General features: G+C 35.2%; 5 protein-coding genes. 1 reads left to right on the forward strand and 4 read right to left on the reverse strand.

The window, feature by feature from the left end:
- Positions 1 to 85: 85 nt before the first annotated feature.
- Both atpC and atpD read right to left on the reverse strand, forming a co-directional pair.
- Positions 86 to 334 (reverse strand): ATP synthase F1 subunit epsilon, encoded by a 249-nt coding sequence (atpC, locus tag VFM92_RS02525; protein WP_325120622.1) that lies wholly within the window; start codon positions 332 to 334, stop codon positions 86 to 88.
- A 10-nt stretch (positions 335 to 344) separates the two neighbouring features.
- Entirely contained in the window at positions 345 to 1,853 is a 1,509-nt protein-coding gene (atpD, locus tag VFM92_RS02530; protein WP_325120623.1) for a F0F1 ATP synthase subunit beta, read from the reverse strand.
- A gap of 261 nt (positions 1,854 to 2,114) precedes the next feature.
- Here atpD and VFM92_RS02535 point away from each other — a divergent pair, with 261 nt between their 5' ends.
- Complete coding sequence (locus VFM92_RS02535) at positions 2,115 to 4,559, forward strand: zinc-dependent metalloprotease (RefSeq protein ID WP_325120624.1); 2,445 nt, start codon at positions 2,115 to 2,117, stop codon at positions 4,557 to 4,559.
- Positions 4,560 to 4,715: 156 nt separating this feature from the next.
- On the opposite strand, the gene VFM92_RS02540 is transcribed toward VFM92_RS02535, so the two are convergent.
- Both VFM92_RS02540 and VFM92_RS02545 read right to left on the reverse strand, forming a co-directional pair.
- Entirely contained in the window at positions 4,716 to 5,207 is a 492-nt protein-coding gene (locus VFM92_RS02540; protein WP_325120625.1) for a CIA30 family protein, read from the reverse strand.
- Between the two features lie 275 nt (positions 5,208 to 5,482).
- Entirely contained in the window at positions 5,483 to 6,310 is an 828-nt protein-coding gene (locus tag VFM92_RS02545; protein WP_325120626.1) for an ABC transporter permease, read from the reverse strand.
- Positions 6,311 to 6,325 lie beyond the last annotated feature (15 nt).

A 6,325-nucleotide genomic window follows, 5' to 3' on the forward strand; every position in this document is an offset into this window, starting at 1 on the left:
CTTACAAATGATAGTAGAGTTAAAACGAAAAAAGCCGATTTACATTTCAGTAAATCGGCTCACTATTTTATAAAAAATACCTACGCTATTCTTTGATTACTTTTTCAGCAAGAACAGTAATGGTATTATTTAAAACTTCTACTACACCGCCTTCTACTACTATTGTAGTATTATTTTTGCCATCAGTGAATTTTAAATCTCCTTTAGCCAAAGAACTGATAAGTGGTGCGTGATTATTCAAAACCTGAAAAGAACCATTGCTTCCCGGGAAAGTAGCAGAATCTACATTTCCTTTAAACACATTTTTTTCCGGTGTAATGATTTCTAAAAGCATAATTTTAATTTTAAGCTTCTGCTAACATTTTCTCTCCTGCCTCAATGGCTTCTTCAATAGTACCTTTCAAGTTGAAAGCTGCCTCAGGAAGGTGATCTAACTCTCCGTCCATGATCATATTGAAACCTTTGATAGTATCTTTGATATCAACCAATACCCCTTTCAAACCAGTAAACTGCTCTGCAACGTGGAAAGGCTGAGACAAGAATCTTTGTACTCTTCTTGCTCTGTAAACTGTCTGTCTATCATCTTCAGACAATTCATCCATACCTAAGATGGCAATGATATCCTGTAATTCTTTATATCGTTGTAAAATCTCTTTTACTCTTTGTGCACAATCATAATGCTCATCACCTACAACACTTCTTTCCAAAATCCTAGAAGTAGAATCCAAAGGATCCACTGCTGGATAGATACCTAATTCCGCAATCTTACGAGACAATACAGTTGTTGCATCTAAGTGAGCGAAAGTTGTAGCCGGAGCAGGGTCAGTTAAATCATCAGCCGGAACATAAACCGCCTGAACAGAGGTAATTGAACCATTTTTAGTTGAAGTGATTCTTTCCTGCATGGCACCCATTTCAGTAGCCAAAGTTGGCTGGTAACCCACCGCAGAAGGCATCCTACCTAAAAGAGCAGAAACCTCAGAACCTGCCTGAGTGAAACGGAAAATGTTATCAATAAAGAATAAAATATCTTTACCTGTTTCGTTACTGTCTTTATCACCATCACGGTAATATTCAGCTAAAGTCAAACCAGACAAGGCCACTCGAGCACGAGCACCTGGAGGCTCATTCATTTGACCAAACACGAAAGTAGCTTTAGACTCTTTCAAAGCTTCCTTATCCACTTTTGAAAGATCCCATTTGCCTTCTTCCATAGAATGCATGAATTCATCACCGTATTTCACAATACCTGATTCCAACATCTCTCTAAGTAAGTCATTACCTTCACGAGTTCTCTCACCCACACCGGCAAACACAGACAAACCACCGTGTCCTTTTGCAATATTGTTAATCAACTCTTGGATTAGTACGGTTTTACCAACACCGGCTCCACCGAACAAACCAATTTTACCCCCTTTTGAGTAGGGCTCAATTAAGTCAATAACTTTAATTCCTGTATATAAAACTTCAGAAGAAGTAGATAAATCCTCAAATCTCGGTGCATTTCTATGGATAGGCAACTTAGTTTTACCTTCGGGCTGCTCAATACCATCAATGGCATCACCAATTACGTTAAATAATCTTCCTTTAATATCTTCACCAGTTGGCATTGAGATAGGTTGCTCAGTATCCACAACTTCCATACCTCTAGTCAAGCCTTCAGTACCATCCATTGCGATGGTTCTTACCCTGTCTTCACCTAAATGTTGCTGACATTCTAAAACGATTGTAGAACCGTCTGATTTTTTTACAGTAAATGCATCAAAGATGTTAGGTAATTTTGAGCCTTCTGCTTCAAAGCTCACATCCACTACCGGGCCAATTACTTGGGTAATCCTACCAATATTTGCCATGATTTAATAATTATAATAAAATAAAATTGCTCTATTCTTTCAGGGTGCAAAGCTAAGGTTTAATTCAATTATAACAAAGTATTTTTCCCATGGGCTTTAAGTTGTCACGGAAATTTTATTATCATCTCATGACTGACATTATAGCTTCAATCCTTTTTCCACTAGCATTGCTCATTTTTCCACTCATGGAAAAGAATGATCGAATCTAAACTAAATAAGTCTGTAATGCTTAGATTAGCGAGAAATTTAAATGTACATACAATGAAAAAAGTAATATTAAGCTTTGCTATGATGGCTTTCATAGGACTTTCTGCTACAGAAAGTAACGCACAGCTATTTGGCAAAAAGAATAAAGAAGAACCAAAAGAAAAGAGTGATTCAAAGTCAAAATATCAACCCTATTCTAAGGTAATTACATCTGAAGCAGAATCTGACGAGGGATTATTTACTTTTCATAAAGTAGAGGATAAATACTATTTTGAAATCCCTAAAGATTTATTAGAGAAAGAAATTTTAATAGTTTCTAGAATTTCTGGACACGTTAAAGGCTTGAATTTTGGCGGTGCAGGTATGAAATCTCGTCCTCAGCAAGTTATCAGATTTCAGAAGAAAGATAATCAATTATTATTACGTTCTGTTTCCTACAATTCTGTAGCCGATGAGGAAGATCCAATTTATGAATCAGTTAGAAATAATAATTTTGAGCCTATAGTTTATAGTTTTAAAATTGAAGCATTAGGCAAAGATTCCTCTTCATACGTAATAAATATTGAAGATTTTTTTACTTCAGACGTAGAGATGATAGGTGCCTTATCAGATGATCAGAGAAAAGAATTCAAAATTTCTAGAATAGATAAAAGCAGATCAATTATAGTACATGGAAAAGCTTTTCCAGAAAACGTGGAAGTAAGACATATCCTTACTTATGACGGAAGTAACCTTCCTGACAACCAAATAACTGGAACTTTATCGATTGAAATGAACCAATCTATGATTTTACTTCCGGAAGAGCCGATGGTTCCAAGAAATTTTGACGAAAGAGTGGGATATTTCTCGATCCGTCAAATAGATTATTCAAAAGATTCTTATAAAGCCGATGATAATAGGTTTATCACTAGATGGAGATTGGAGCCTTCAGATTGGGAAGCTTACAACAGAGGAGAATTAGTTGAACCTGTTAATCCAATTGAATATTATATAGATCCTGCTACTCCAATAGAATGGAGAGAATATTTGAAAAAAGGAATTGAAGACTGGCAACCGGCCTTTGAAGCTGCTGGCTTTAAAAATGCAATTATTGCGAAAGATGCTCCAACTAAAGAAGAAGATCCTAATTGGAGTCCGGAAGATGTGAGATATTCAGTTATTCGATATATCGCTACTGACATTCAGAATGCTCAAGGTCCACATGTGCATGATCCGAGAACTGGTGAAATATTAGAAAGTGATATTCTGTGGTATCATAACGTAATGAATTTATTGAGAAATTGGTATTTCATCCAAACGGCAGCTGTAAATCCTGAGGCTCAAAAAGTTAAGTTTGAAGAAGAATTAATGGGTGAATTAATTAGATTCGTTGCTGCACACGAAGTAGGTCACACATTAGGTTTGCCGCACAACATGGGCTCTAGTGTTGCTTATCCAATTGATTCATTACGTTCGGCTGAATTTATGAAAACACATGGTGTTGCACCTTCCATTATGGATTACGCAAGGTTCAATTATGTTGCACAGCCAGAAGATAATGTAGAAAATTTCTTTCCTATGGTAGGAGAATACGATAAATGGGCCATTGAATATGGCTACAGAGCCATTCCAAACATCGAAACCGCTGAAGAGGAAGAACCAATTTTAAATGAGTGGATTCTAGAAAAGGCTGATAATCCAGTTTATAGATTTGGTCGTCAGCAAAGAGGTGTAGTGGATCATACTTCTCAAACTGAAGATATTGGTGATGATTCTATGATTGCTTCAGAACTAGGAATCAAAAACTTAAAAAGAATCACTGAAAATGTTCTAGAGTGGAGTTCAGTAGAAGGTGAAAATTATGACGAATTAAGTGAATTATATAGTAATATAATTGGTCAGTATAATCGTTATATGGGTCATGTAACTGCTAATGTAGGCGGAATTACAGAATATATTAAAACAACTGACCAAGAAGGTGCAATTTATACTCATGCTTCCTTAGATAAACAGAAGAGAGCTATTGAATTTTTAAATAAGCAATTATTTGAAACTCCAGAATGGTTAATTAATGCTGAAATTTTGAGAAGAATTGAGTCAGAAGGTATTGTGGATAGAATTAAAGCATTACAAACAAGAACTTTAGGTAGCTTATTCAGCGCATCAAGAGTTAAGAGAGTTTTAGAAAATGTATCTTTAAATGGAGATGATGCCTACCAAGCAACTCAAATGATGAGCGACTTACGTACTGGTATTTTCTCTGAATTAAGGACAGGAAGAACCATTGATACTTACAGAAGAAATTTACAAAAAGCTTTTGTAGAGCAATTAGGTGGCTTAGTTAACATTGAGGACGAAGATATCCGTACCACGGATATTCCTTCACTTTCAAGAGGAAACTTAGTTACATTACAAAACGAAATCAATAGAGGGTTAGCGAGACAGAGCGATTTGATGTCTCGTTACCACTTACAAGATTTGGTTAGTAGAATAGATTTAATTTTAAACCCAAGAGGATAATTACCTTAATCAGTTTAGTTTAATTTTAGCCTCCCAGAGAATTCTCTGGGAGGCTTTTTTATTCAAAAGTAAGGTTCATAGGAAAATTGCAGAATCAGTAATTCTTTGATATTCAACTTATTGAAGTTACAAGAATTATTATTTTTTAACTTTTCTTTAATTCAATTCAATTTTATCGATTTCTAATCGAAAATTCTCCTCCTTATTATTGCCAATTAAAAAGCGTACTTCCTGAATTTTTTCAGCAGGGAAATTTGGGATATCCAATTTTCGTCCATGATAAACTGGTTCCATTTCGCTTAGCGGAATCTCTACGGTTTCCCAATCTCCAGAAGTTTTAAATCCATATACATAGGATGCTCTCTCTTTTAAATTAGATTTCATTCTGAACTGATATTTCTTACCATCCCCTTTCAAAAAAATGATTGCTTTCGTATATCCTTTTATATCTTTGGTCGGAAAATGATATTGCAAAGAAGCAAATCCGCCATTGTTTTCCAGAGATACTGTTCCTGTAAAAATAGCATTTCCTTCTGCGCTACTTTCAAGATTACTGCTCGACCTCCCTCCCATCACCACATCATTTTCCACTTCCCAATTCGACCAGTCGCCTGTTGAACTAAAATCAAAGAGTAATAATTTGCTCATAAATAAGATTATTAGAAATACTAAGAATTGCTGCTGAAACATAATACTTTAAGTTAAATAAATCAATTTTAACTTATTAACTTATGAATAGGCATTAGTTATAAAGCTGATGAGTTTTTAACCGAAGCCATGAGTTCTATTTTTAAATTCTACAAGTTCAAAAAATCAGTGGTTTTTTGTGCTCAGAGTAAAATTTTTTAAAAAATTATCTGAGATCACATAATGCCAATAAGAGTGAGATACCATATAAGCTAAATGAAATGGAACTTCATGTATTACACAATATCGGCCATTACTTTCTCTACTCTTTTGAAATAAAGAAGTCCTGTAATGAATAGAATAATGACAATGCTAAATGAAAAATAAGCAAAAATACTTGGTGGGTCTCCACCCAAAAGGCTCCATCTAAAGCCTTCCACTACTCCTGCCATTGGATTAGCATAATATATAAATGAGCCCCACTCAGGTAATCTATTGATGACATCCTTGGCTTGATAACCAACGGGAGTAGCATAAAGACCGAACTGAACTAAGAATGGTACCACATGCTGAAAATCTCGATAACGAATAGTCAAGGCACTCAACCAAATTCCTACTGCCAAAGCTGAAATAATAGTCAGAATGATAAATATGGGAAGATAAATAATATTAGCTGACGGAATAAATCCGTAATAAACCATCAATATCACAACAAACAACATGGCTATACCGAAGTCTACAAATCCTACTAATGCCTTTGATAAAGGAATAACTAATCTGGGAAAATAGATTTTTTTTACCATCTCCTGTGCTCCAATAATAGAATTACCGGATTGATTTAACACAAAAGAAAAATAAGACCAAGAGGCCATTCCGCAGACTGCAAAAAGCGGATAAGGAATACCATCTGTTCCTACTTCTGCTACTGCTCCAAAAACTACGGTGAAAATAATGAGAGTGGCCAAAGGTTGAATGAAAGCCCAGAGTAAGCCTAAAAACGTTTGCGCATAGCGTACACGTAAATCTCTATAAGCCAAAATATAGAACAAATCCTTATAGGCCCACAACTCCTTAAAATTAATGTGCCATTTAGGTTTGGAAGCGTCTACTACTAGTTTTTCCATAATCAATTCTTAATC

Source organism: Marivirga sp., assembly GCF_035704835.1.
Taxonomy (GTDB): domain Bacteria; phylum Bacteroidota; class Bacteroidia; order Cytophagales; family Cyclobacteriaceae; genus Marivirga.